The 1,242-nt window shown below is 30.7% G+C and carries 2 protein-coding genes; both read left to right on the top strand.

The features are described from left to right. Positions 1 to 49: 49 nt before the first annotated feature. Positions 50 to 448: an IS200/IS605 family transposase gene (gene tnpA, locus GGQ92_RS16250; RefSeq protein ID WP_184251360.1), complete on the top strand. Its 399-nt coding sequence runs from the start codon at positions 50 to 52 to the stop codon at positions 446 to 448. A 13-nt stretch (positions 449 to 461) separates the two neighbouring features. After that, a partial coding sequence (locus GGQ92_RS16245) for a nuclease/transposase family protein (RefSeq protein WP_484494491.1) occupies positions 462 to 1,242 on the top strand: 781 nt, incomplete at its 3' end.

Raw genomic sequence — 1,242 nt, 5'->3', positions numbered from 1 at the left:
TTGTTTAAATTTTGCATACAATAATTATTAGATAGGGGGTATCTATCTAATGTCTGACAAATACATTCATAAAAAAGGGATCGTGTATTTAAACCAATATCATATAATATTCTGTCCTAAATATAGACGAAAAGTTCTTGTTGGTGACATAGAAAAAGATTTAAAAAAGATATTATATGAAGTTGCTGAAGAAAACGATATTGAAATTAAAGCTTTAGAGATTATGCCAGACCATGTCCACATATTTATTTCTTTTGACCCAAGACAGCATATTCATAGCTTAGTACAAAAATTTAAAGGAAAAAGTAGTCGAATACTTAGAGAAAAGTATCCAAAATTAAAAAGCAAGATTCCTTCTCTTTGGACGCGAAGCTATTTTTGTTGCACTGTCGGTCATATTTCAGAAGAAACAATTGTCAAATATATAGAAGATCAAAAGAGCATCTAGGAGGTGAATGCTCATGCCAAACTTTATTTTAACATTAAAATTAAACACGCAACCTTTTGAAGAAAGTAATTTAAATAAGCGATTAAATATAGGCAGACAAATATATAACGCTTGTTTGAATGAGCTGAATAAGCGCTATAGAACATTACAACAAAGCAAAGAATATAAAAAAGCGTATAAAATGACTAAAGATAAAGAACGCAATAAGTTGTTTAATTCATTAAATAAAAAATATGGTTTGACTGAGTATTCACTTCATGGTTTTATTAAGCCGATGCAACACCATTTCAAGAAAAATATAGATAGCTTTACTGCACAGAAAATTGCTACTAGATGCTTTAAGGCTTTTCAAAAGTTAATGTTTCACGAAGCAGATAAAGTAAAATTTAAACGTTTTGGTGAAATGAATAGTCTAGAAGGTAAAAGCAATAAAACTGGAATTCGTTTCACCGACAACAAACTAAAATGGAACGGATTGACTGTTTCAGTGGTTATTAAAAGAAATGATGTGTACGCACAAACAGCTATAGAAAATAACAAGATTAAATATTGTCGCATCGTGAGAAAATTAGTTCGTGGTAAGAATAAATTTTATATTCAGTTAGTAATGGAAGGCGTGCCACCAACTAAATACAATAAAGAAACTGGAGAAGTAAAGCATTCCATTAGCGAAGGTAAAGTCGGAATAGATATTGGCACCCAAACGATTGCTATTGCATCCAACAAAGAAGCAAAACTACTGGAACTTGCTCCAAGCATAAATAATATGGAACGTGAAAAAAGAATACTACAAC

Source organism: Gracilibacillus halotolerans (genome assembly GCF_014206945.1).
Lineage (GTDB): Bacteria > Bacillota > Bacilli > Bacillales > Amphibacillaceae > Gracilibacillus > Gracilibacillus halotolerans.
Note: the sequence above shows the minus strand (reverse complement) of the source record. Positions and strands in the feature narration are given on the sequence as shown.

Bases quoted from the DNA above. Each gene is read 5' to 3' on its own strand.
- tnpA (WP_184251360.1), top strand. From the start codon at position 50: ATGTCTGACAAATACATTCATAAAAAAGGGATCGTGTATTTAAACCAA.